Below are 25,981 nucleotides of genomic sequence, written 5' to 3'. Positions count from 1 at the left end.
ACCGCTGGTGTACCAGTTGTTCTGCCAAGGGCATTGCTGGGTAGCTATGTAGGGAAGGGATAAACGCTGAAAGCATCTAAGTGTGAAGCCCACCTCAAGATGAGATTTCCCATTTCTTTAAGAAAGTAAGACCCCTGAGAGATGATCAGGTAGATAGGTTGGAAGTGGAAGTGCAGTGATGTACGGAGCGGACCAATACTAATCGGTCGAGGACTTAACCAAAGAAACGAAATAAAAAAGTGTTTCGGTCAATTGATTACGACTTCAATCCAGTTTTGAGTGAACAATCACTCATTTGAATACAACAACACCCAGTGTGGTGGCGATAGCGAGAAGGATACACCTGTTCCCATGCCGAACACAGAAGTTAAGCTTCTTAGCGCCGATTGTAGTGAAGGGTTTCCCTTTGTGAGAGTAGGACGTCGCCACGCTAAACGTGTTGTATTGGAGGTTTAGCTCAGCTGGGAGAGCACCTGCCTTACAAGCAGGGGGTCAGCGGTTCGATCCCGTTAACCTCCATTTTTTGAGCCGTTAGCTCAGTTGGTAGAGCATCTGACTTTTAATCAGAGGGTCGCAGGTTCGAGCCCTGCACGGCTCATAGAAATATTTTGCGGGTGTGGCGGAATTGGCAGACGCACTAGATTTAGGATCTAGCGCCTTACGGCGTGGGGGTTCAAGTCCCTTCACCCGCATTTTAGTCTCGCTTGAAATAAGGCGAAAATACGCCGGCTTAGCTCAGTTGGTAGAGCATCTGATTTGTAATCAGAGGGTCGAGGGTTCAAATCCTTTAGCCGGCATCCAGAATGCGGAAATAGCTCAGTGGTAGAGCACCACCTTGCCAAGGTGGGGGTCGCGGGTTCGAACCCCGTTTTCCGCTTAGCTTGTTCGCCGGGGTGGCGGAACTGGCAGACGCACAGGACTTAAAATCCTGCGGTGAGTGATCACCGTACCGGTTCGATTCCGGTCCTCGGCATTGCTTTGAAACACTGTGAATGACAATTGCGAAGTTGACAGAATAAATGTTGAAAAGTACAAAGCAGATAAATACATCTGGCTTTGATCCTTGTTTTAAGCACCCATAGCTCAACTGGATAGAGTGTTTGACTACGAATCAAAAGGTTAGGGGTTCGACTCCCTTTGGGTGCATAGTTAAAATGTTTGACTGCGATTTAGAAGGTATGGAGATTTGGTTCCTTTTAAACGTTTAGTCTTTTTTTATTATTATAGCTACGGGAAGTAGCTCAGCTTGGTAGAGCACTTGGTTTGGGACCAAGGGGTCGCAGGTTCGAATCCTGTCTTCCCGATTTAAGAACAGAGTAATTTTTCTGTTCTTTTTTTGTTTCATCTTTTATTAGGGATAATATGTATCTTTTTTTATCAATTGGGACATTCTCCTTTATTAAACCTTTGAAATTATGTATAATTAAGGTCAGTATTAGTCAAGGGGAAAGGATGAGTGTGATGAGTAATCAAAATACTTCAGATTTAATAGAAGCATATTTAAAGAAGATTCTTGAAGAAAGTAGTAAAATCGAGATTCGTAGAGCTGAAATGGCTCATTTATTCAATTGTGTTCCTTCCCAGATTAACTATGTTATTAACACACGTTTTACCATTCAACGAGGCTATTCTGTTGAGAGCAAACGTGGAGGCGGCGGATATATTAGGATTGCTAAAGTCCAGATTTCTGACAGCGATCAACTATTAAAGCAAATGGCTCAGTTTACAGGCAATGAGCTTTCAGAAAAAGATGCACTGATTTTTATACAGAAGTTATATGAAGAAGATGTGATTACAAAAAGAGAAGGAAACTTAATGTTATCCGTTCTTGGAAAACAAATTTTAGGCAAAGCTGGATCAAATGAAGATTATTTACGTGCTCAATTGATGCATTCATTTTTAGAACGTTTGAGTTATGAGGAGGAATGATAGTATGGATGAATTATTTACAGAAAGTGCCAAAGCGGTATTAGCTATTGCACAAGAAGAAGCAAAATATTTTAGGCATCAATCTGTTGGTTCAGAACATTTATTGCTGGCTTTAGTTTTAGAGCCAAATGGAATCGCAGGGAAATCTTTACGCCAATTGAATACAGATAAAAATGATATTCGCGAAGAAATAGAACATCTAACAGGATATGGAACAGTTAAATCCTATCCTAAAGGCACTTATTTACCTTATTCTCCTCGTGCAAAACAAATTTTTGCTTATGCGGGTGATGAAGCGAAACGTTTAGGTGCGCCAAATATTGGCACAGAGCATATTTTATTGGGCTTATTAAGGGATGAAGATATACTGGCGTCGCGTATTTTATTGAATCTAGGGTTAAGTTTGTCAAAAATGCGTCAGTTATTAATGAAGAAAATTGGTGTTACTGATCCACAAATGAGCGGTAATGTTGGACGGAGACGTAATAGCCAAGCACAAAAAGCAGCACCTAAGGGAACACCCACATTAGATTCTTTGGCACGTGATTTAACAAAATTGGCTCGCGAAAATAATCTAGATCCTGTTGTTGGTCGCTCGCAAGAAGTGAGACGTTTGATCCAGATATTAAGTCGTCGGACCAAAAATAACCCAGTATTAGTTGGCGAACCTGGGGTTGGTAAAACAGCGATTGCTGAAGGTTTAGCACAAAAAATTGTCAATGGTGAAGTTCCAGAAGATATGCAGGAAAAACGATTGATGATGCTAGATATGGGTGCGTTAGTCGCTGGTACAAAATATCGTGGTGAATTTGAAGATCGATTGAAAAAAGTGATTGATGAAATTTATCAAGATGGACAAGTAATTTTATTTATTGATGAGTTGCATACCTTGATTGGTGCAGGCGGTGCAGAAGGAGCGATTGATGCATCGAATATTCTAAAACCGGCACTTGCTAGAGGCGAGTTGCAAACAATCGGTGCCACTACTTTGGATGAATACCAAAAATATATTGAAAAAGATTCTGCTTTGGAACGACGCTTTGCTCGTGTGCAAGTTGATGAACCAACACCAGAAGAAGCGGAAGAAATTTTAAAAGGTCTGCGTTCTCGTTATGAAGAGCATCATGGAGTAGAAATCACAGATGATGCCTTGCACGCAGCAGTTCAGCTATCCGTACGCTATATTAATTCTCGCCAATTACCGGATAAAGCAATTGATTTAATGGACGAGTCAGCAGCCAAAGTACGTTTAGACTTAGCCGATGAGCCTTCAGAAATTAATGAATTACGTTTGGAAATCATTCGTTTGATTCAAGAAAAAGAACAAGCTATTCAATCGCAATCGTTTGAAAGTGCAGCAAGATTACGTCAAAAAGAGAAAAAAATGGCTCGGAAATTAGAAAATATTCTATTATTAGAACAAAAAGAAGCGTCAGGCTATGCTAATCGTGTGACAGAACAAGATGTGGCTAATGTTGTTTCCCAATGGACAGGTGTGCCACTTCAACAGCTAGAGAAAAAAGAAAGTGATCGCCTTCTTGAATTGGAAAGTATTCTTCATCATAGAGTCGTTGGTCAAGACGAAGCAGTTCAAGCTGTCTCACGTGCGATTCGTAGAGCCCGTAGTGGGTTAAAAGATCCAAACAGACCAATTGGTTCATTTATGTTTTTAGGTCCAACTGGTGTAGGTAAGACGGAGCTAGCTAAAGCTTTGGCTGAAACAATGTTTGGCAGTGAAGACTCATTAGTTCGGGTAGATATGTCTGAGTTTATGGAGAAATACAGTACTAGCCGTTTGATTGGTTCCCCTCCTGGTTATGTTGGTTACGAAGAGGGCGGTCAGTTAACGGAGAAAATTCGTCAAAAACCATATTCTGTTATTTTACTGGATGAAGTAGAAAAAGCACATCCAGATGTCTTTAATATTCTATTACAAGTGTTAGATGATGGACATTTAACGGATTCTAAGGGACGTAAAGTTGATTTTAGAAATACAATTTTAATCATGACGTCAAATATCGGAGCAACAGCAATTCGTGAAGAGAAAAATGTTGGCTTCAATGTAAAAGATCTAACAAAAGATTATGATGCGATGCAAAAACGGATTATGGAAGAATTGAAAAAAGCATTTCGTCCAGAGTTCTTGAATCGAGTGGATGAAACAGTCGTTTTCCGCTCATTAGATCAAGAAGAAATCCATAAAATTGTCAAAATCATGAGCAAATCTATTGTTCAACGCTTGAAAGAACAAGATGTCAACGTAAAAATCACGGCAGCGGCTATTGAAGTGATTGGAAAAGTTGGTTTTGATCCAGAATATGGTGCACGTCCAATTCGTCGAGCTTTACAAAAAGAAGTAGAGGATCGTTTAAGTGAAGCATTACTTTCTGGTCAAATTCATCTTGGAGATAAGGTGACGATTGGCGCAACTAAAGGCAAAATAACATTGACTGTTAAATCACCGGAACCTGATCAAGTACTACAAACAATTTAATGAAAGAATCAATTATTCGCTGTGCAAAACGAATCTGTTTTGTACAGTTTTTTTCTTTAAAAAAGAGAGAATTTGTGAAAAATGAACGTTAAAACAAGAGAGGCTCTTGGAAAGTTTGTGAACCTATGCTACTATAAAACAGTTGTTAGAAAACTATCATTTTTCTATAGTTAAACTGATGAATAGTCAGCATTTAAACTTACAAAGTTTGAGGAACCTATATCTCGGAAAAAAATAAAATTAGTTGGTGGCGAAACCTGTTACTCTCTAGTTTTTCTATTTTACATTTAGCTTTTAAAGGAGGAGACCAAATGATTGAACTTATTGCGACTGCTGAATCTATCGAGCAAGCAGAGGCGTTATTAGCAACAGGAGTGGATACGTTATATATAGGAGAAGAACTGTTTGGCTTGCGTTTACCAGTGTCATTTTCTCGTGAAGAACAAAAAGTCATTACAGAAAAAGCACACGAAGCTGGTAAAAAAGTAACAATAGCGCTAAACGGAATTATGCATCCAGAAAAAATGAAAAAAGTACCAGACTACTTAGCTTTCTTAAAAGAAATCAATGTCGACCAGGTCACTGTTGGAGATCCAGGAGTTGTATTCGTCATGCAGCGTGATCACATTGATATTCCTTACATCTATGATGGTGAGACATTGGTGACTAGTTCCCGTCAAATTAATTTTTGGGCGAAGCGTGGAGCCATTGGTGCGGTATTAGCGCGCGAAGTTCCTTTTGAAGAAATGAAAGCGATGAAAGATAATTTAATGGTGCCAGCAGAAGTACTCGTTTATGGTGCTACCTGTATCCATCAATCAAAACGCCCGTTATTGCAGAACTACTATAATTTTACCAAGAATGATGAGTCAGCAGGTAAAGAACGTGGTTTGTTTATATCCGAACCCAAAAAAGAAGAAACGCATTACTCAATTTATGAAGATAGCCATGGGACACATATTTTTGCAGATAATGATGTGAATTTAGTTGGAGAGCTGGGCAAACTATATGATCATAATTACACAAAGTGGAAGCTTGATGGCATTTACGCACCAGGTGAGAACTTTGTGAAAGTAGTTAAGCAATTTGTGGAAGCAAAAGAGCACATAGAGATAGGACTTTGGTCAAATGAACAAGCACAAAAAGCGATTGAACAGATTGAAGCACTTCATCCAGAAAATCGCGGTTTAGATATCGGATTCTTTGATTTGGATCCAGACGAGATAAAATAAGGAGAAAAAACATATGACAAACGAACGAACATTGAAGCGTCCTGAGGTCTTAGCACCAGCAGGGACGCTAGAAAAATTAAAAACAGCCATTCATTATGGCGCAGATGCAGTATATATCGGCGGAAATGCGTATGGCCTACGTAGCCGTGCAGGGAATTTTTCAAAAGAAGAGATGATTGAAGGCGTGGCCTTTGCAAAGGAACATGGAGCAAAAGTTTATGTAGCAGCAAATATGGTTACTCATGAAGGAAATCAAGAAGGAGCAGGAGACTTTTTTAGAGAAATCCGTGATGTTGGGATTTCTGCGGTTATCGTTTCTGACCCAGCTTTGATTGAAATTTGTGCGACAGAAGCACCAGGCTTACCGATCCATTTATCTACGCAAGCTTCGGCTACAAATTATGAAACATTAGAGTTCTGGAAAAATGAAGGATTGGAACGTGTCGTTTTAGCCCGTGAAGTCTCTATGGATGAAGTAGCAGAAATTCGTAAAAATACGGATGTTGAAATCGAAGCCTTTATTCATGGCGCAATGTGTATTTCTTATTCAGGAAGATGTACTTTATCCAATCATATGTCAATGCGAGATGCAAACCGTGGCGGTTGTTCACAGTCCTGCCGTTGGAAATATGAACTATATGACATGCCTTTTGGTGGAGTGCGGACGAGTTTGACAGATAAAGGTGAAGTAGAAGAAGAATTTTCAATGAGTGCAGTTGATATGGCAATGATTCAACACATTCCTGAGTTGATTCAAAACGGCGTAGATAGTTTTAAAATCGAAGGACGGATGAAATCCATTCATTACGTTTCCACAGTAGCTAATGTGTATAAAAAAGCTGTTGATACCTACATGGAAGATCCAGAAAACTACGAATGCAAACAAGAATGGATTGATGAACTATGGAAAGTAGCGCAAAGAGAGTTGTCAACAGGTTTCTATTACCACGTTCCGACAGATGAAGAACAGTTATTTGGAGCACGCCGCAAAATTCCACAATATAAATTTATCGGTGAGGTAATGGCCTATGACCCGGAAACAAAAGTAGCGACAATTCGTCAAAGAAACCATTTTAGCGTAGGCGATGAAATTGAATTTTACGGTCCTGGGTTCAATCACTTCCATCAAACGGTAGAAGTTATGTATAATGAAGATGGCGAATCAATCGATCGAGCGCCAAATCCAATGATGATGTTAACAATGCCTGTTGAACAACCAGTAGCCATTGGAGATATGATTCGTAAGAAAAAATAAATAATAAAAGTGGGGGATTAGCTGTAATGGCTTGTCCCTTTCCTTGCAAAATGAAGGAATCACGCTTTTAACTTTTAAGGAGGAACAGGAAACTATGTCCAAACAATATGATTACATCGTAATCGGCGGCGGTAGTGGTGGAATTGCTTCAGCTAATCGCGCAGGTATGTACGGTGCTAAAGTTTTGTTGATCGAAGCAGGTAATATTGGCGGAACGTGCGTCAATGTTGGTTGTGTACCCAAAAAAGTGATGTGGCAAGCTAGTTCAATGATGGAAATGATGCAACGTGATACAGAGGGATATGGTTTTGATGTTGATGTAAAAGCATTTAGCTTTAAAAAATTAGTTCAAAATCGTGAAGCGTATATTGATAATTTACATGCAGCGTATCATCGTGGTTTAGATAGCAATAATGTGGAGGTCTTGGCCGAGTATGCCACATTTGTTGATGAACATACTATTAAAGCAGGAGAAAATACGTATACAGCACCACATATTTTGATTGCAACAGGTGGACGCCCTCAAAAATTAGGTATTCCAGGAGAAGAATACGCAATTGATTCCAATGGTTTCTTTGCTTTAGAAGAAATGCCGAAACGAGTAGTATTTGTCGGGGCAGGTTATATTGCAGCGGAATTAGCGGGAACAATCCATGGTTTAGGTGCTGAAACACACTGGGCGTTTAGGAAAGAGTGTCCGTTACGTGATTTCGATGAAATGTTATCTAAAAAAGTTGTTGAGCATTATCGAGAAGATGGCATGCATATCCATCCGCACTCAACTCCACGATCCATTGAGAAATTAGCGACAGGTGAACTAGAAATTACCTTTGAAAACGGAACTAAAATCATTGCGGACAGCATTGTTTTTGGAACGGGACGTCAGCCGAACACGGATAAATTAGGTTTAGAAAATACTCGGATTGAGCTAACAGACAAAGGTCATGTCAAAGTAGATAAGTTTCAAAACACCACACAAACAGGAGTATATGCTGTTGGAGATGTCATCGGAAAGATTGACTTAACTCCAGTGGCGATTGCTGCTGGGAGAAGATTATCTGAGCGTTTGTTTAATGGAAAAGAAAACGAGCATTTAGATTATGAAACAATCCCGACCGTCGTCTTTACCCATCCGCCAATTGCTACAGTCGGTTTGACTGAAATAGAAGCGGAAGAAAAATACGGTGATGAAAATATCAAGATTTACCAATCTACGTTTACACCGATGTATTTTGCGCTAGGTGATTATCGTCAAAAATGTGATATGAAGCTAGTTTGTGTAGGTGAAGAAGAAAAAATCGTTGGGTTACATGGTATTGGCCTTGGCGTAGATGAAATGCTGCAAGGTTTTGCAGTTGCGATAAAAATGGGTGCTACGAAGAAAGACTTTGATAACACAGTAGCCATTCATCCGACGGGTTCTGAGGAATTTGTGACGATGAGGTAAAAGATATAAAGATTGGTAAAAAAACCTGTAATGGCGTTTTTACCAATCTTTTTTTAATTTGTTCGTACAAGAAGGGCTTGTGTGATTTTTAATAGCTGATTTTTAGCATCAGTGGATGTTTCAGGTAGTTTATTGATACCTTTTAGTGCTTGCTTTGTGTACTTTTCTGCTAATTTCTGTGCTTTAGTAACACCACCAAATGAATGAATAAGTTCGTATATTTTATTTGTTTCAGAATCACTCAGTTTCTCTCCTTTTTCTAGATAAGGAAGTAAGGATTCACGTCCTTCTTCTAGAGCATAAAGAAGCGGCAATGAATAAATTCCTTGACGAACATCTTCTAAAACAGGTTTACCAATCTGTTCTGGGCTTTGTGTATAATCTAAAACATCATCAATAATTTGAAAAGCGATGCCGATATTCTCCCCGATTTTTCCACAATTTTTGGCGAAACGTTCGGTTGTACCACTTTCATAGGCACCAACGAAACAACTTAGTGAAAAAAGTTCAGCCGTTTTCCCAGAAATATTTTCAAGATACTGATCAATTGTCATATCAAGATTATAGCGATTGTCCATTTGGCCTAATTCGCCGCTCAATATTTTTTCCATGCTCCGAGAATTCAGTTGGATACTCTTTAAAGTAGAAGAGTAATCAGCTAATAATTTGAAACAACTGACAAACAAGTAATCACCGGCGTAAACAGCTGTGCTATTACCAAATTGAGAACGTATAGTTGGCAAGCTTCGTCTAATATCTGCTTCGTCTACAATATCATCATGAATCAACGTTGCGGTATGCAACAACTCGATAGCCGCAGCTAAAGCAACAGCTTTTTCACTCTCTCTTTTCTCCCCAAATTGTGAAAATAAAAGTTGATAGGCTGGTCGCAATAATTTGCCACCGGAATGGATCATAGACATGACTGCATTTTCGACCTCTTTGTTTTTTAAGTTAACACTATTTTCCATCAGCTTTAGTGTGCTACTTAATTCTTTTGCTAATTCAGGATATTTTCCCCACATTGGATGAACGTTCATAAAATGACTCCTTTAAATGTACTCGATCAGATTAAGGTATTATTGGAAATATTGACTCCATTTATGTTTCGTTGTGGATTCATAATTTAATTGAAATTGGCGCAAGGTTTGCACATGGCGTAATAGATAATTGGCTGCAATTCCGATTGCAATTCCAGACAATAAGCCAATAAATGAAAGAAATGGCAGATAAAGCATCGGCGCCCATGATTGAGCGAAGAAACATGTAGTTAATAATTGCCCAACGTTATGCAAAAAACCGCCAGCTGCGCTAATTCCAATGATGCTGACACGTTTTGGTCCTAATTGCATAATCAAAAGCATCCCCAAATAGCTAAGCAAAGATCCACTCGCACTATAAAAGAACGTCGAAATGGTTCCCCCAAGTAAGGTTGTTAATACCAAACGCATGCAAATTAAAAAGAAGCTGTCTCTCTTTCGCATAGTGAAAAGAGCAATAATCGTAATTAAGTTAGCTAGTCCTAATTTCGCACCGGGAGCAAAAGCAAAGGGATAAGGAATCATATTTTCAATTAATCCAATAATCACACCTTGGGCGACTAACATGGAAATATAAATATTTTTTTGTAATTGGCTCATACTATGTTGGCAACGTTTAATAAATTAAACTGCCATCTTCACTCCCATCAGAAGCCTCAACTGTGATGAATAAATTATGTGGTAAACAAGCAATGGGGGTTTCGCCTGCTTTAGAAATCCAGCCTCGTTGGACACAAATTTGATCTCCACAATTTGTTTCAACCATGCGAATTCTATCACCGCTAACTTCGATTAAGTTATAATCGCCATCATCAGCTTCATATTTGTATGTATAAGTGGGCCCATCTTTTTTTAAATCAAAGACTTTGATAATTTCACCATCCACTTTGAGTATGGCTTGTTTTGTTGCTGTATCTTGTGCAGTGTTTTGTATGCCAAAAACAACAAGGGGCAAGAAAGAACTAAGCGTTAAAAGTAAAATAATGACAATATCCCACGGACGTAGATAACTCTTTTGAATAAATTCTTTAACATTCACGTCTTTCCTCTCCTTTGCTGTTTTTAGTTTTGTTTATTCTAACATAAGTAGAAAAGAAAGTTCTAGGAGTAAACCTAGAACTCTCTTAGATTTTCACTATTAAAGTAACAATTATTTACTACCGTATCTAGACTTAGGTGTACCATACCACCATTTACCTAGTGTACGTTGTAACCAAGGAATTACCCAACGGTCTAAACCAAGTGAGCGCCCAGAACCATTCATCAAAGCAAAGGCTACAAAGATAAACCAAATATTTACCCAGTAGAACATGCCTGATAAACAGAAAGCAATTGTTAAACCAATTGTGGCGGCACTACTTAACCAAGTGAATAATCCAGCAATCAAGGCTAAAGCAATCAAGACCTCAACGATTGTCATGAATTTTTGCATGAATAACGCAACTTCTTGGTTAGGCATCATGAATTTCATCACGCTTTCAAACCATTTAGGCATATGATCAAAGACTTGCATTGGTTCTTCACCATATGCATAGCTTAAACCAAATTGAGCAGCTTTAGCTGTTGTTTCAGTTGCCTCAGCCCCGCCGCCTGCGGCAGATGCACCAGTCGTTACTTGTTCTTGTAACCAAGGGAATGGGAATGCAACTTTATCTGTAAACCATGACCCATCACCAAACCAAGTGCTTGGTTTCAAGTAATCGCCAGTTCCGACAATTTTCTTCATGGATTCAACTAGCCAAACCATACCATAGAATACACGTAATGGAACGCTCCATAAAACATTACCATAACGAGAAGAATGTCCGCGTGTTACGTTGCGGTCGTCTTTAATATGGAAGAATTCGTGCATAATATATTGGAACATATAATAACCAGAACGGATATCAAAGAAATATTTCAAGTTAACGATGTGTTTCATGATGATTGCTAAGAAACCGCTAAGGTGAATTTTATCAAATAAGTTTGCTACGCCCCATTTAGAGCCGACAGAAACCATGAATCCTTGATAATTTCCTTTGAATTTATGTTTTTCAGTTCCTTTAATATCTGCCACGATGTTCGCTGCTGCTGTGTGACCCGTTTGTTCAGCTGCTTGAACGATTTGTGGTGTTGGTGTTTCTGGAAACTCTTCGTAATACACTAAGTCACCAACGATATAAATGTTTTTATCTTCATATCCTTTAGCTTGCATAAACTCATTAGCGACCAAACGATTACCACGAGCAGACTCTAAACCGAAGTCAGCCGCATCAGAAGTCGCTTTAACACCTGCAGTCCAAATCAATGTATGTGTTGCAACAGTAGAACCATCTTTTAATTTGATGTGATCTGCTGCTACTTCAACGATTGGTGCGTTAAGTAATAATTTCACATTTTTTTTCTCTAAATAACGTTCAGCTTTGGCTGCGTCATTGCGAGATAACATGTTTAAGATTGTCGGCATTGCTTCAACGACCATTAATGTAAACTCATTGGGATCAAGTTTGAAGTCTTTTGCAAGACGGTCTTTCCAGTCGATTAATTCGCCAACCATTTCGATACCAGTAAATCCTGAACCGCAGACAACAAATGTCAGCATCGCTTTACGTACTTCTGGATCTGGTTCAATAGCTGCTTTTTCAACTGTTTCCAAGATATGTTCACGAATTTTCAGAGAGTTTTCAAAAGACCATAAAGTAAATCCATGTTCTTTCACTCCAGGAGTACCAAAATCATTTGGCTCGCCGCCCATACCGATAATCAATTGGTCAAATTCATAAGAACCTAACTTTGTTTGAACGACTTTTTTGTCTTTATCGATACCAGTTACAGTGTCTGTTACAAGAGTGACATTCTTTTTACGTGAGAATAAACGCTGCAAGTCATATTGGATCGCAGAAGGTTCAACACGTCCTCCAGCTACTTCGTGCAACTCAGTCATCATGGTGTGGTAAGAATGACGATCAATTAAAGTAATCTCAACGTCAGAATCTTTTTTCAATTTTTTGGCTAAAAATTTAGTAGCTGAAACTCCAGCATAACCAGCTCCCACAACGACAATTTTTTGCTTTGTCATTGATAATCCGCTCCTTAAAAAAATAAAATAAAAATGATAATAATTACACAATCGAATTCATTATATAGCGATTTTTAGGTTTTGTCTAATATCAATTCATAAATATAGGAAATAAATTTTTATTATTAAAAAAGCGTGAAAAATGGTTAAATTTTTAGATTTCTTTTATAAATGTGTTTGACATAATTGGAATTTTCTATAGAATGTAAATTATATCACAAACAAAAATTGTGAACGTTTAAGAAAAGGAAAAGGTGAACTAAAATGAAAATGAACAAAATTGTAAAGGGCTTCACAGCTATCGCACTTTCATCTCTTTTACTAGCAGCATGTGGATCAGATCAAAAGAAAGAAACAGCTAAATCATCTGACTCCAACACTGCCACTTCAAAAACTGAAGAATCTTCAAAAGCAACAGAAAAAGAAGCAGGCGCAGATTTACAAGATGGTACGTATAAATTAGAAGAAAAAAATGAATCTAATGGTTACCGTGCGACATTTGAAATGACTGTTAAAGATGGTAAAATCACTGAATCTAAATATGACAACATCAATGCTGATGGTAAATCAAAAGCGGATGATAAAGATTATAACAAAAACATGAAAGAAAAATCAGGTGTCGGTCCTGCTGAATACATCAAAGAATTAAATGATTCTTTTGTTAAAGCACAAAGCGCTGATGGCGTAGAAGTAGTAACAGGTGCGACTCACTCTAGTGAATCATTCCAAAACTACGCACAACAATTGATTCAAGCAGCTCAAGCAGGAGATACTAAAACAATCGAAATCGACAATGGTGCTGACCTTAAAGATGGTACGTATTCATTAAAAGAAAAAAATAACTCAAATGGCTATCACACTGAATTTTCAATCGTTGTTAAAGATGGTAAAGTAACTGAATCTAACTACGATAACGTTAATGATGAAGGCAAATCTAAAAAAGATGATGCTGATTACAACAAAAACATGAAAGATAAATCAGGCGTTGGTCCAGCAGAATACATCAAAACGTTAAACGAAGAATTAGTAAAAACAATGGGTGAAGAAGGCAAATCAGCTGCGGACGTAGAAGTAGTAACAGGCGCAACTCACAGCTCTCATTCATTTGTGATCTACGCAGAGCAATTAATCAATGCTGCTGAAAAAGGTAACACTGACGAAATCGTTGTAGATAATATCGTAATGAAAAAATAATTGTTCACACGATTGAACTAAAAATGTATAGATGGGTCTGAGATATAACTATATAGGTTATATCTCAGACCCTAAAACTCGAATAAACGGCGAGAAAAAAGCAACTCCTTAGGAAATAAGCTTTTATCTCAGCCTCTTTTATTTTCACAAAAATACATAAATCGTAGATAGAAAATCCTTTCCATTAATGAAAAAAAGAGCTACTATAAATGAGATAATTTTTCTATTTAGAAAGAGGGATACGATGAAAAATAAAAAAATACTAATGGTGCTAATGACTGCGCTATTTGCAGTTATTTTAGTAGGATGTGGCACAAAAGATAAGGCATCCAAAATTAACAAAGAACCTTATTCAGATCAACAATCATTGTTAGGAACATACGTCCAAGTCAGAATCTATGATGAAGGCAAAAAAGATGTATTGAAAAAAGCGTTTGACCGAGTAAAGGAATTAGGGGACAAAATCACTGTAAACGAAAAAGGCTCAGAGATTGATGCAATTAATGAACAAGCGGGAATCAAACCAGTTAAGGTATCTGATGATATTTATCCATTATTAAAACGAGCATATGAATATAGTCAAGATTCTTCTGGTGGTTTTGATATGGCTATCGGTCCAATCACGCAATTGTGGCATATTGGTTTTTCTGATGCTCGCAAACCTTCTCAAGAAGAAATCAATCAAGCGTTGAAGTTAGTTGATTACCATAAAGTGAAACTAAATGATCAAGATAAAACAGTTTATCTTGAAGAAAAAGGGATGCAGCTTGATTTAGGAGCAATCGCCAAAGGGTTCATTACTGATGAAGTGGTGAAAGTCTTAAAAGATAATGGCGTAACCACTGCAATTGTTGATTTAGGTGGAAATGTGTATGTACTTGGACACAGTCCACGTGGAAAAGATATGGATTGGAATGTAGGGATTCAAGATCCTAATAAAGCACGTAATACAGTCATTGGTACGGTGAAAGAAAGCAATAAAACACTTGTCACTTCAGGTATTTATGAACGGTTTTTAGAAGTCGACGGTAAAAACTACCATCATTTGTTTGATCCGAAAACAGGTTATCCATTTGATAATGACATTGCTGGTGTGACGGTGATTACCAATGAATCAATCGATGGTGATGGCTTGTCGACTGCTGTGTTCTCAATGGGTGTGAAAAAAGGATTGGAATACGCTGAAGGCTTGAAGGACGTTGATGTTATCTTTGTGACAAAAGAAGATAAAGTATTTGTAAGTAAAGACATTGAAAACGTGTTTGAATTAGGAAAAGATTCTGGGTACACAATGGGGAATCGTAAAGATCTGAAATAAGGAGAATGAACATGACGTTACAAGTGTTTTGGCAAGTTGTGGAGATTAGGACAAAGTTAGCTAGTCTGTTTCCATTTGCTGTGGGGGTATTGTTTTCTATTGCTTATTTCCATGAATTTCAACCTGGATATACATTATTATATTTTGTTGGAATGATCGTTTTTGATATGGCGACAACTGCTATCAATAATTATATGGATTTCAAAAAAGCAAAATCTAACGTGTATAAATATGAAGAGAATATTATTGGTAGCTCGGGTATACGACCAGAGTTAGTGAGGAATATGATTTTTGGAATGATTGCTTTTGCTGCGGTGATTGGTATCTATTTGACTGTAAAAACTGGTTGGCTATTTTTAGTGATGGGCGGTGTTTGTTGTTTTATTGGGATTTTTTATACGTACGGACCGATTCCGTTGTCCAGAATGCCATTAGGTGAAGTCTTTAGTGGATTTACGATGGGACTTGGGATTTTTGCGATGACCATTTACTTGAATGTTCAAGAAAATCGTCCGTTTTATCTAATGCTTGATTGGAATCGTGGAACATTTGCTTTAACTGGAAACTTGTGGGCAGTGTTAACAATCATTTGTGCCTCGTTGCCGATGGTCTTTACGATTGCAAATATCATGTTGGCAAATAATTTGAGAGATTTAGATACAGACATTGAAAATCATCGCTATACATTGGTTTATTATATTGGTCGCAAGCAAGGAGTTATTTTGTTTCAAGTGTTGATGTTGGCTTGCTATGTAGTTGTTTTGGTGGGCTTGGTGTGTGGGGTGTATCGCTGGCCGATTTTATTGGTATTTTTATCACTACCGCTGATTTGGAAGAACCTGAAATTGTTTAAGTCGGAGCTACCTCATCCTAAAAGTTTTGGTTATTCTATAAAAAATTTGATTCTGTTTAATGGTAGTTACTTACTCGGCTTGTTAGTTGCCATTATTTTAGAAAAGATTTAATTAAAAAAGGAAGCAGTTGTTAACGAAGACTCTGCTTCCTTTTTTTGACGAGAGAATCTATAAGTAGAAATGTTTATTTGGTTTCTTAGTCAGATCAAACGATTTAATTTATCTTACTCAAACTGATCTCTCCAGAGGAAAGGACTTTTTCTATTCCTTCATCCAGTTTAACAACTAACTCTCCGTGTTCGCTGATTGTTGTGGCAATCCCTTTATAGTCAACACCTGCTTGGGTAAATGAAACTGTTTTTCCAAGAACAAATGATTTTTGGCGGTACTCCTCTAAAAATGTTCGGTCTGGTAACTGGTCAAGGATGCTGTAAAACTGGTTCCAAATTTCTGCAATCAAGTCGTTGCGGGTAATTGTGGGAGAATTTTCTTGGAAGAGGGAAGTTGCTTTTTCTTGGAGCTCTTCTGGAAATTCGCGTTGTTTTAAAGAAAAATTGATTCCCATACCAATAATGACATTTGAAATCTGACCAGACTCAACATCACTCATCGCTTCTGACAAAATACCGCAAACTTTCTTACCGTTGATATAAATGTCGTTGACCCATTTTATTTCTGTTTGTACGGAAGCTAAATTATCCATTGCTCGAGCAATCGCAACAGCCATAATGACGGTATATTGTGCCATTTCTTCAAAGTTTTGATTAGGTCGCAACAACATACTCATATAAATGCCAACGCCAGCTTTTGAGAAAAAAGGTCTACCAAATCGTCCTTTTGAAGCTTCTTGAAGGTCTGCGACAATTAGGGTGTTGCTAGGTTCGCCATTGATTGCTGCTAATTTGGCATCTTTCATCGTAGACTCTGAAGAATCCAGCACAACAATCGAGAGTTTTGGCGTATCTGGGTTTAAAGCGAATTGAATCCCTTCAGCAGATAAAACATCGGAGGGTTCATAGCGATAGCCTTTGTTTCTGCTGCTTGAAATAAGGTGTCCTTCTTTTTTTAATTCATTGATTGCTTTCCAAATGGCCGTGCGGGAGAGAGAGAGTTTTTTTGCTATCTCTTCACCAGAAATGAAGGCTGGCATTTGTTGCATCAATAATGTTAAAACCTGACTTTTCGTAGACATAATATCCGCTCCTTTATAGTGTGTTTATTGTATCTGATAAAGAAGAAGCAGGTCAACTGCAATCCGCCCAAAAGATGAGAGAAAAATCCTTCTGGGGATGTATGTTTTTATCAAGAAAGCTTGGTATACTAGAAAAGTAGAGAACAGGAAATGGAGTGGCATACGAATGGAAAAGCAGCAGTATATTTGTGATAAATGTGGTAATGAGCATTATGTTTCAGACCAGTTTCAAGCAACCGGAGGGAATTTTTCAAAACTATTCGATATACAAAATAAAAAATTTATAACTATCAGTTGCTCTAGATGTGGTTTTACAGAATTGTATCGTGGACAAACATCAGATGGCTGGAATGTCTTAGACTTTTTAATAGGTGGATAATTATTTAAATAAGATGGGAATGGGCGTACCTTTACTGTGCATGCTCATTCTTTTTTATGTATTGACTAGGATGTTTATAGAAGCGACATTTGTGAATTTTATTTAAGTATATATAAATAGTGCAAGATAAAGGGATATCTTTGTGAATTTTTTTTGGTTCATGCTAAAATTTAATTGTATAAATAAACAATTATTAGGAGGGTGTATATGATTTCAAAAAAATTAATTACATTTGGGACACTAGCGGCAACTGTATTAGTATTAGGTGCATGTAATAGTGACAATAAAGCTTCTAAAGATAGTTCATCTGAGACTAAAACAGAAACATCAATGAGCTCAAGTATGGATGCAGTAAGCGGTGCTTCAATCAGTGACAAACCAGAAGTGCTTGAAAAAGCATTGAGCAAAGATGGTAACTGGATCGTTGCAGCAACAGCAGATGTTATGTTTGATAAAGATGTGACAGTTGCTGGAGAATTCCATGATAAAGGAAAAGAATCAGGAGATATTTATAGAAAATTTGCTCTGTATTCACAAGACGCAGATAAAAAAGTTACAGCTGAATATACCGTTACAGTTCCTCAAATGATTGTTGAAACAGAAAACTTCAATATCGTTAATGGAACGGTTAAAGGCGATATCTTGGTTAAAGCAAATGGTTTTGTTTTAAACGGAACTAAAGTTGAAGGTAAAGTAACCTTTGAAAAAGAAGAATACAAAGAATCTGCAACATTAGATAAAGAAGGCGCTGAAGTAACCGGAGAAGTGGCTGTTCAGTAAGCAAATGTTGCCGGAAAATGGAGAAGACACTTGATTGTTATTGAGTGTCTTTTTTTTTAATTGCAAGAGTGGAAGCTTCCGAAAGTCCTTGACTTTTACTATAGAAGGAAGTAGAATGTATAGATGCAAAAACTATCTGAAAAAATGACAAAGCAGGAGCGAAATATTGTCCGTTCCGGTTTTTAATAGGGAAACAAAAGTAGAGACGCACGAGAAATTTTCAAGAGCACATTCTATTTTTGGTTTTTTTTTGCCTAAAAACTGCAAAAAATGCTCAATATTACAGATATTTAATATTTGTAATATTCATGAAATGTTTTCGGTTAGTGTTTTGATAGACTTTTAATTAGAGGAGTGAAGAGCTTGGCTGGACACGTAGTAAAATACGGAAAACACCGCGAACGTAGAAGTTTCGCCCGGATCAGTGAAGTGTTAGAGTTGCCTAACTTGATCGAAATTCAAACAGACTCTTACCAATGGTTTTTAGATGAAGGCTTAAGAGAAATGTTTGAAGACATTTTACCTATCGATGATTTTCAAGGGAACTTATCTTTGGAATTTGTGGATTATGAATTAAAAGAACCTAAGTATACGGTAGAAGAAGCGCGTGCACATGATGCAAACTATTCTGCACCGTTACACGTTACTCTACGATTGACAAACCGTGAATCTGGAGAAATCAAATCACAAGAAGTATTCTTCGGTGATTTCCCTCTAATGACTGAAATGGGAACATTTATCATCAATGGTGCAGAACGTGTTATCGTTTCTCAATTAGTACGTTCACCTGGTGTTTATTTCCATGGAAAAGTAGATAAAAATGGGAAAGAAGGTTTTGGCTCAACAGTCATTCCTAACCGTGGTGCATGGTTAGAAATGGAAACTGACGCTAAAGACATTTCTTATGTGCGTATTGACCGTACACGTAAAATTCCTTTAACTGTATTAGTTCGTGCCTTAGGATTTGGCTCTGACGATACAATTTTTGAAATTTTCGGTGAATCTTTAAGCTTACGTAATACGATCGAAAAAGATCTACACAAAAATGCTAGCGATTCTCGTACAGAAGAAGGCTTGAAAGATATTTATGAGCGTCTTCGACCTGGTGAGCCGAAAACAGCAGACAGTTCTCGTAACTTGCTGAATGCTCGTTTCTTCGATCCAAAACGTTATGACTTAGCAAACGTTGGTCGTTACAAAGTTAACAAAAAATTAGATTTAAAAACACGTCTATTGAATCTAACTTTGGGTGAAACACTGATCGATGCTGAAACAGGAGAAATCCTTGTTGAAAAAGGAACAGTGTTGACGCATCAAGTAATGGAAACATTAGGCGAACACATCGATAACGGCTTAAACAGCGTAACCTATTACCCAAGCGAAGATGGTGTAGTTACTGAACCAATGACGGTTCAAGTAATTAAAGTTCTTTCTCCAAAAGATCCAGAGCGCATCGTTAACGTAATCGGTAATGGTTATCCTGATACAAGTGTGAAGACTGTTCGTCCAGCAGATATCGTCGCTTCAATGAGCTATTTCTTTAACTTACAAGAAGACATCGGTAACGTAGATGATATCGATCACTTAGGCAATCGTCGTATTCGTTCAGTTGGTGAATTACTACAAAACCAATTCCGTATTGGTTTAGCTCGTATGGAGCGTGTGGTTCGTGAAAGAATGTCGATCCAAGATACAGAAACATTGACACCACAGCAATTGATCAATATCCGTCCGGTAGTGGCAAGTATCAAAGAATTCTTTGGTTCTTCTCAGTTATCACAATTCATGGATCAAACAAATCCTCTAGGTGAGTTGACACACAAACGTCGTCTATCTGCCTTAGGACCTGGTGGTTTGACTCGTGACCGTGCCGGCTATGAAGTTCGAGACGTTCACTATTCCCACTATGGCCGTATGTGTCCGATCGAAACGCCTGAGGGTCCAAATATCGGATTGATCAACAGCTTATCAAGTTATGCCAAAGTTAATAAATTTGGCTTTATCGAAACACCGTACCGTCGTGTAGACCGTGCAACAGGAAAAGTAACCGATCAAGTAGATTACTTAACTGCTGACACAGAGGATCACTATATCGTAGCGCAAGCAAACTCACGCTTAAATGAAGATGGGACATTCGCTGAAGAATTAGTAATGGCTCGTCTACAAAGTGAAAACCTTGAAGTAACGATCGATAGAGTCGACTACATGGACGTTTCACCTAAACAGGTAGTAGCCGTTGCGACAGCATGTATTCCTTTCTTGGAAAACGATGACTCCAACCGTGCCTTGATGGGTGCCAACATGCAACGTCAAGCAGTGCCTTTGATCCAACCTCGTTCACCACTTGTGGGTACAGGTATGGAATACAAATCAGCACATGACTCAGGTGCCGCATTACTGTGTAAACATGATGGTGTCGTTGAATACGTGGATGCATCAGAAGTACGCGTTCGCCGTGACAATGGCGCATTAGATAAATATATGGTAACAAAATTCCGTCGTTCAAATTCAGGTACAAGTTACAACCAACGTCCAATCGTTCTTTTAGGCGAAAAAGTTGAAAAAGGCGATACATTAGCAGATGGTCCTTCTATGGAAGAAGGCGAAATGGCTTTAGGACAAAACGTACTTGTCGGATTCATGACATGGGAAGGGTATAACTACGAGGATGCGATCATCATGAGCCGTCGTTTGGTGAAAGATGATGTCTATACTTCTATCCATATTGAAGAATATGAGTCAGAAGCTCGTGATACAAAATTAGGACCTGAAGAAATTACTCGTGAAATTCCAAACGTCGGGGAAGATGCATTGAAAGACCTTGACGAAATGGGGATTATCCGTATCGGTGCTGAAGTTAAAGATGGTGACCTATTAGTAGGTAAAGTAACGCCTAAAGGGGTAACTGAGTTATCTGCTGAAGAACGTTTACTACATGCAATCTTTGGTGAAAAAGCTCGTGAAGTGCGTGATACATCTCTACGTGTGCCACATGGTGGCGGCGGAATCGTTCACGATGTGAAAATCTTTACTCGTGAAGCAGGAGACGAATTATCTCCAGGCGTAAACATGCTAGTTCGTGTCTATATCGTTCAAAAACGTAAAATCCATGAAGGAGATAAAATGGCTGGTCGTCACGGTAATAAAGGGGTTGTATCCCGTATTATGCCGGAAGAAGATATGCCATTTCTACCAGATGGAACACCGATCGATATCATGTTGAACCCACTAGGGGTACCATCACGTATGAATATCGGACAAGTATTAGAGTTGCACTTAGGGATGGCTGCCCGTCAGTTAGGTATCCACATTGCAACACCAGTATTCGATGGTGCAAATGATGAGGATGTATGGGAAACTGTTCGAGAAGCGGGGATGGCTCGTGATGCGAAAACTGTTCTTTATGACGGACGTACTGGTGAACCATTTGATAACCGTATCTCTGTTGGTGTGATGTATATGATCAAATTGGCCCACATGGTCGATGATAAATTGCATGCCCGTTCTATTGGACCATACTCACTTGTTACCCAACAACCACTTGGAGGTAAAGCTCAATTTGGTGGACAACGTTTTGGGGAGATGGAAGTATGGGCACTGGAAGCATACGGTGCAGCTTACACCTTACAAGAAATTTTAACGTACAAATCTGATGACGTTGTTGGTCGTGTGAAAACATACGAAGCCATCGTCAAAGGTGAACCAATTCCAAAACCAGGCGTTCCGGAATCATTCCGCGTATTGGTAAAAGAATTACAATCACTTGGATTAGATATGCGCGTATTGGACATTGAAGAACAAGAAATCGAATTGCGTGATATGGACGATGATGATGATGACTTGATCACCGTTGATGCCCTAACAAAATTCGCAGAACAACAATCAGCGAAACAATTAGAAAAAGAAGCAGCGGAAGCAAAAGAAGCAGCTGATGCAGTGCTTGAACAAGAAATAGAAACTGCTGAAGATACAAAAGACTAATTGTTTTACATTTTGTATAAAGTGCCAATGAAATCCGTTGGTTTTGGACTAGAAAAATCATGGTGATCTTTCTAGTTCCAAACCAAGGTGAATAGCTCACTCAGCTTTTCTAACTAATTGAATGGAGGGAATCCCTTTTGATCGATGTAAATAAATTCGAAAGTATGCAAATAGGTTTGGCTTCTCCAGAAAAGATCAGAAGCTGGTCTTACGGTGAAGTAAAGAAACCTGAAACGATTAATTACCGTACGTTAAAACCTGAACGTGAAGGGTTGTTCTGTGAACGCATTTTCGGTCCAACTAAAGACTGGGAATGTGCCTGCGGGAAATATAAACGTATTCGTTATAAAGGTATCGTTTGTGACCGTTGTGGTGTAGAAGTAACTCGTTCTAAAGTTCGTCGTGAACGTATGGGACATATCGAGTTAGCAGCACCTGTTTCACATATCTGGTATTTCAAAGGTATTCCATCTCGTATGGGTCTTGTGTTGGACATGAGTCCTCGTGCCTTAGAAGAAATCATTTACTTTGCATCATACGTAGTAATTGAACCAGGCGATACATCTTTAGAGAAAAAACAATTGTTAACAGAACGTGAATACCGTGACAAACGTGATCAATACGGTCAAGGCTTTACTGCAGCAATGGGTGCGGAAGCTGTGAAACAATTATTAGATAACGTTGACTTAGATGGTGAAGTAGCTCAACTAAAAGAAGAGTTAAAATCTGCTCAAGGTCAAAAAAGAACACGTGCGATTCGTCGCCTAGATATTTTAGAAGCATTCCGTGCTTCTGGAAACTTACCAAGCTGGATGGTTATGGATGTTATTCCTGTTATTCCGCCAGATTTACGTCCGATGGTTCAATTAGAAGGTGGTCGTTTTGCGACTTCTGACTTGAATGATTTATATCGTCGTGTAATCAACCGTAATAATCGTTTGAAACGTCTATTAGACTTAAATGCACCAAGCATTATCGTGCAAAATGAAAAACGTATGCTGCAAGAAGCTGTTGATGCGTTGATCGATAATGGTCGTCGTGGCCGTCCTGTTACAGGACCAGGTAACCGTCCATTGAAATCTCTTTCTCATATGTTGAAAGGGAAACAAGGTCGTTTCCGTCAAAACTTACTTGGTAAACGTGTGGATTACTCTGGTCGTTCCGTTATCGTCGTAGGGCCTAACCTAAAAATGTATCAATGTGGTCTACCAAAAGAAATGGCGATTGAATTGTTCAAACCATTCGTTATGCGCGAATTAGTTCAACGTGAAATCGCAACAAACATCAAAAATGCAAAACGTAAAATCGAGCGCGGTGAGGATGAAGTTTGGGATATCTTAGAAGAAGTAATTCAAGAACATCCAGTTTTACTTAACCGGGCACCTACATTGCATAGACTTGGTATCCAAGCCTTTGAACCTGTATTGGTCGAAGGTCGTGCGATTCGTCTTCACCCATTAGTGTGTGAAGCCTACAATGCCGATTTCGATGGAGACCAAATGGCCGTTCACGTTCCGTTGAACGAAGAAGCACAAGCAGAAGCACGTATGCTGATGTTAGCGGCTCAAAACATCTTGAACCCTAAAGATGGTAAACCAGTTGTTACACCATCTCAAGATATGGTCTTGGGTAACTATTACCTAACGATGGAAGAAGAAGACCGTGAAGGGGAAGGCATGATCTTCCGTGATATGAATGAAGCTGTTTTAGCATGGCGCAATGGCTATGTTCATTTACACTCACGTATTGGTGTTCAAACAACATTACTTGGTGATAAACCATTTACGGACTGGCAAAAAGAACGTATTTTGATCACTACTGTAGGTAAAATTATTTTTAACGAAATTATGCCTATTGAATTCCCTTATTTGAACGAACCAACTGACTACAACTTAACTGTGCAAACGCCTGATAAATATTTTGTAGAAGCTGGTACGGATATTCCAGCGCATATTAAAGCGCAAGATTTAGTATTGCCGTTCAAGAAGAAAAACTTAGGAAACATCATCGCTGAAGTATTCAAGAGATTCCATATCACTGAAACTTCTAAGATGCTTGATAGAATGAAGGACTTAGGGTATAAGCATTCTACTCATGCGGGTATGACTGTTGGTATCGCAGATATCATGGTATTGCATGAGAAACAAGAAATCATCGATGATGCCCATAAACAAGTTGAAAACATTACAAAACAATTCCGTCGTGGTCTGATTACAGATGATGAACGTTATGAACGTGTTATTGGTGTTTGGAACAAAGCCAAAGATGAGATCCAACAAAAACTGATTGAAAGTATGGATGCTAAAAATCCAATCTTCATGATGTCAGATTCTGGAGCCCGTGGTAACATCTCCAACTTTACTCAGCTTGCTGGTATGCGTGGACTGATGGCCGCTCCAAACGGACGTATCATGGAACTACCGATCATCTCTAACTTCCGTGAAGGACTTTCTGTCTTAGAGATGTTTATCTCTACCCATGGTGCTCGTAAAGGGATGACCGATACAGCCTTGAAGACAGCCGATTCAGGTTACTTGACTCGTCGTTTAGTTGACGTAGCGCAAGACGTTATTATTCGTGAAGACGATTGTGGAACTGACCGTGGTCTAGTGATTCAATCTATTCGTGAAGGAAATGAAATCATTGAACCTTTAGAAGAACGTCTACTTGGGCGTTACACTCGTAAATCAGTGATGCACCCTGAAACAGGCAAAATGATTATTGGCGAAGATCAACTGATTTCAGAAGATCTTGCTAGAGAAATCGTTGATGCTGGTGTTGAAACTGTAACGATCCGTTCCGTATTTACATGTAATACCAAACATGGTGTGTGTAAACACTGTTACGGCCGTAACTTGGCTACAGGTTCTGGTGTTGAAGTTGGTGAGGCAGTTGGTACAATTGCCGCTCAATCAATCGGAGAGCCTGGTACACAATTAACAATGCGTACGTTCCATACAGGTGGGGTTGCCGGAGACGATATTACTCAAGGTCTACCTCGTGTCCAAGAAATCTTTGAAGCACGTAATCCTAAAGGGCAAGCAGTTATCACAGAAGTTACCGGTGAAGTTATCGATATTTCTGAAGATCCTGCAACACGTCAAAAAGAAGTAACAATCAAAGGAAAAACAGATACTCGTACGTATACAGTTCCGTATACAGCTCGTATGAAAGTCGCTGAAGGCGATACGATCCATCGTGGGGAACCATTGACAGAGGGTTCGATCGATCCTAAGCAATTACTACAAGTTCGCGATGTTTTATCTGTTGAAAACTACCTATTGCGTGAAGTACAACGTGTGTACCGTATGCAAGGGGTGGAAATCGGCGATAAACATATCGAAGTAATGGTTCGTCAAATGCTTCGTAAAGTTCGTGTCATGGATCCAGGTGACACTGAAATCTTACCAGGCACATTACTAGATATCGCTGAATTTAAAGATCGTAACTATGACACATTAGTAGCTGGCGGCGTTCCTGCAACAAGTCGTCCAGTTTTACTAGGAATCACAAAAGCATCATTAGAAACAAACAGTTTCTTATCTGCTGCGTCATTCCAAGAAACAACTCGTGTGTTAACAGATGCTGCGATTCGCGGTAAAAAAGACCCATTACTTGGTTTGAAAGAAAATGTTATCATCGGTAAGATCATTCCGGCTGGTACTGGTATGGCTCGTTACCGTAACATGGAACCAAAAGAAGTTGGCGTAGCTAGCGAAAATGTTTACAGTATCTCTGATATTGAAGCACAAATGGCTGCTGAAGATGCTTTGAATGAGTTGAACAAATAGATAGAAAAAGGCTTGAAATCAGTTGATTTCAAGCCTT

17 protein-coding genes, 8 tRNA genes and 2 rRNA genes (1 of these 27 running past the window's edge) are annotated in these 25,981 nt (G+C 38.7%); 22 read left to right on the top strand and 5 right to left on the bottom strand.

What is annotated here, in order from left to right:
• From A5880_RS07300 to gor, 15 genes are all read left to right on the top strand, one after another.
• Positions 1 to 222 (top strand): 23S ribosomal RNA (locus A5880_RS07300) (it extends 2,690 nt beyond the left edge of the window).
• Between the two features lie 93 nt (positions 223 to 315).
• Positions 316 to 431 (top strand): 5S ribosomal RNA (gene rrf, locus A5880_RS07295).
• A gap of 15 nt (positions 432 to 446) precedes the next feature.
• A tRNA-Val gene (locus A5880_RS07290) sits at positions 447 to 519 on the top strand.
• A gap of 6 nt (positions 520 to 525) precedes the next feature.
• Positions 526 to 598 (top strand) — tRNA-Lys (locus tag A5880_RS07285).
• 12 nt (positions 599 to 610) lie between these two features.
• Positions 611 to 692, top strand: a tRNA-Leu gene (locus A5880_RS07280).
• 32 nt (positions 693 to 724) lie between these two features.
• Positions 725 to 797: transfer RNA gene (locus A5880_RS07275), tRNA-Thr, on the top strand.
• Between the two features lie 8 nt (positions 798 to 805).
• Positions 806 to 877: transfer RNA gene (locus A5880_RS07270), tRNA-Gly, on the top strand.
• A gap of 10 nt (positions 878 to 887) precedes the next feature.
• Positions 888 to 973 (top strand) — tRNA-Leu (locus tag A5880_RS07265).
• A 99-nt stretch (positions 974 to 1,072) separates the two neighbouring features.
• Positions 1,073 to 1,146 (top strand) — tRNA-Arg (locus A5880_RS07260).
• 84 nt (positions 1,147 to 1,230) lie between these two features.
• Positions 1,231 to 1,304: transfer RNA gene (locus A5880_RS07255), tRNA-Pro, on the top strand.
• Positions 1,305 to 1,461: 157 nt separating this feature from the next.
• On the top strand, positions 1,462 to 1,929 hold the full coding sequence (locus A5880_RS07250) for a CtsR family transcriptional regulator (RefSeq protein ID WP_086331423.1): 468 nt from the start codon (positions 1,462 to 1,464) through the stop codon (positions 1,927 to 1,929).
• Positions 1,930 to 1,933: 4 nt separating this feature from the next.
• Complete coding sequence (locus A5880_RS07245; protein ID WP_086330890.1) at positions 1,934 to 4,423, top strand: ATP-dependent Clp protease ATP-binding subunit; 2,490 nt, start codon at positions 1,934 to 1,936, stop codon at positions 4,421 to 4,423.
• A 311-nt stretch (positions 4,424 to 4,734) separates the two neighbouring features.
• Positions 4,735 to 5,655, top strand: coding sequence for a peptidase U32 family protein (locus tag A5880_RS07240; RefSeq protein ID WP_086330891.1), 921 nt, complete (start codon positions 4,735 to 4,737; stop codon positions 5,653 to 5,655).
• A gap of 13 nt (positions 5,656 to 5,668) precedes the next feature.
• Entirely contained in the window at positions 5,669 to 6,910 is a 1,242-nt protein-coding gene (locus A5880_RS07235) for a peptidase U32 family protein (protein ID WP_086330892.1), read from the top strand.
• Between the two features lie 94 nt (positions 6,911 to 7,004).
• Positions 7,005 to 8,357: a glutathione-disulfide reductase gene (gor, locus tag A5880_RS07230; protein WP_086330893.1), complete on the top strand. Its 1,353-nt coding sequence runs from the start codon at positions 7,005 to 7,007 to the stop codon at positions 8,355 to 8,357.
• 53 nt (positions 8,358 to 8,410) lie between these two features.
• Here the strand turns inward: gor and A5880_RS07225 are convergent, their stop codons facing one another.
• From A5880_RS07225 to A5880_RS07210, 4 genes are all read right to left on the bottom strand, one after another.
• Entirely contained in the window at positions 8,411 to 9,397 is a 987-nt protein-coding gene (locus A5880_RS07225; RefSeq protein ID WP_086330894.1) for a polyprenyl synthetase family protein, read from the bottom strand.
• 39 nt (positions 9,398 to 9,436) lie between these two features.
• Complete coding sequence (locus tag A5880_RS07220; RefSeq protein ID WP_086330895.1) at positions 9,437 to 9,997, bottom strand: Gx transporter family protein; 561 nt, start codon at positions 9,995 to 9,997, stop codon at positions 9,437 to 9,439.
• Between the two features lie 16 nt (positions 9,998 to 10,013).
• Positions 10,014 to 10,436: a NusG domain II-containing protein gene (locus tag A5880_RS07215; RefSeq protein ID WP_086330896.1), complete on the bottom strand. Its 423-nt coding sequence runs from the start codon at positions 10,434 to 10,436 to the stop codon at positions 10,014 to 10,016.
• Between the two features lie 111 nt (positions 10,437 to 10,547).
• A complete protein-coding gene (locus A5880_RS07210; RefSeq protein WP_086330897.1) occupies positions 10,548 to 12,455 on the bottom strand; it encodes an NAD(P)/FAD-dependent oxidoreductase in 1,908 nt (635 codons plus the stop codon).
• A gap of 264 nt (positions 12,456 to 12,719) precedes the next feature.
• On the opposite strand from A5880_RS07210, the gene pplA reads away from it, so the two are divergent.
• From pplA to menA, 3 genes are all read left to right on the top strand, one after another.
• Positions 12,720 to 13,649 carry an extracellular electron transfer flavoprotein PplA gene (gene pplA / locus A5880_RS07205; RefSeq protein ID WP_086330898.1) on the top strand — a complete coding sequence of 310 codons (930 nt, stop codon included), beginning with the start codon at positions 12,720 to 12,722 and terminating at the stop codon, positions 13,647 to 13,649.
• 244 nt (positions 13,650 to 13,893) lie between these two features.
• Positions 13,894 to 14,967, top strand: coding sequence for an FAD:protein FMN transferase (locus A5880_RS07200; RefSeq protein WP_086330899.1), 1,074 nt, complete (start codon positions 13,894 to 13,896; stop codon positions 14,965 to 14,967).
• Positions 14,968 to 14,978: 11 nt separating this feature from the next.
• A complete protein-coding gene (gene menA / locus A5880_RS07195) occupies positions 14,979 to 15,932 on the top strand; it encodes a 1,4-dihydroxy-2-naphthoate polyprenyltransferase (RefSeq protein ID WP_086330900.1) in 954 nt (317 codons plus the stop codon).
• Positions 15,933 to 16,035: 103 nt separating this feature from the next.
• On the opposite strand, the gene A5880_RS07190 is transcribed toward menA, so the two are convergent.
• On the bottom strand, positions 16,036 to 17,013 hold the full coding sequence (locus A5880_RS07190) for a biotin--[acetyl-CoA-carboxylase] ligase (RefSeq protein ID WP_086330901.1): 978 nt from the start codon (positions 17,011 to 17,013) through the stop codon (positions 16,036 to 16,038).
• A 166-nt stretch (positions 17,014 to 17,179) separates the two neighbouring features.
• On the opposite strand from A5880_RS07190, the gene A5880_RS07185 reads away from it, so the two are divergent.
• The 4 genes from A5880_RS07185 to rpoC all read left to right on the top strand — a co-directional run bounded on the left by A5880_RS07185 (position 17,180) and on the right by rpoC (position 25,944).
• Positions 17,180 to 17,392 (top strand): zinc ribbon domain-containing protein, encoded by a 213-nt coding sequence (locus A5880_RS07185; RefSeq protein ID WP_086330902.1) that lies wholly within the window; start codon positions 17,180 to 17,182, stop codon positions 17,390 to 17,392.
• 207 nt (positions 17,393 to 17,599) lie between these two features.
• The gene (locus A5880_RS07180; RefSeq protein WP_086330903.1) at positions 17,600 to 18,172 is read left to right on the top strand and encodes a hypothetical protein; all 573 of its coding nucleotides are present in this window, start codon (positions 17,600 to 17,602) and stop codon (positions 18,170 to 18,172) included.
• Positions 18,173 to 18,535: 363 nt separating this feature from the next.
• A complete protein-coding gene (gene rpoB, locus A5880_RS07175; RefSeq protein WP_179190441.1) occupies positions 18,536 to 22,153 on the top strand; it encodes a DNA-directed RNA polymerase subunit beta in 3,618 nt (1,205 codons plus the stop codon).
• Between the two features lie 137 nt (positions 22,154 to 22,290).
• Positions 22,291 to 25,944, top strand: a complete 3,654-nt coding sequence (gene rpoC, locus A5880_RS07170) for a DNA-directed RNA polymerase subunit beta' (RefSeq protein WP_086330905.1) — start codon at positions 22,291 to 22,293, stop codon at positions 25,942 to 25,944.
• Positions 25,945 to 25,981 lie beyond the last annotated feature (37 nt).

The organism is Enterococcus sp. 4G2_DIV0659 (assembly GCF_002140715.2).
Taxonomy (GTDB): domain Bacteria; phylum Bacillota; class Bacilli; order Lactobacillales; family Enterococcaceae; genus Enterococcus_L; species Enterococcus_L mansonii.
Note: the sequence above shows the minus strand (reverse complement) of the source record. Positions and strands in the feature narration are given on the sequence as shown.